Source organism: Psychrobacter sp. W2-37-MNA-CIBAN-0211, assembly GCF_040309405.1.
Taxonomy (GTDB): Bacteria; Pseudomonadota; Gammaproteobacteria; order Pseudomonadales; family Moraxellaceae; genus Psychrobacter; species Psychrobacter glaciei.
Genome location: NZ_JBEOOU010000188.1, coordinates 1 through 273, shown reverse-complemented (window position 1 = coordinate 273; position 273 = coordinate 1). Strand labels below are relative to the sequence as shown.

Annotated in this window: 1 pseudogene; it reads left to right on the top strand. The window is 50.2% G+C overall.

Features of this window, described 5'->3' with window-relative positions:
* Positions 1-273, top strand: a pseudogene (locus AAEY72_RS14845) (Holliday junction branch migration DNA helicase RuvB); the annotation flags it as partial.

The following is a 273-nucleotide window of genomic DNA, read 5'->3' as shown; positions in this document are numbered from 1 at the left end:
ATGAAATCCATCGTTTGAGTTCGGTCATTGAAGAGATACTGTATCCAGCGATGGAAGATTTTCAGCTAGATATTATGATTGGCGAAGGGCCGGCGGCGCGTTCTATCAAGCTTGATTTGCCGCCCTTTACTCTAGTTGCGGCAACCACCCGAGCAGGTCTGCTGACGTCGCCATTGCGTGATCGTTTTGGGATTGTGCAGCGCTTAGAGTTTTACAATATAGCTGACTTGACGACGATTGTGAGTCGTGCCGCCCGCTTGATGCGTGTACCGA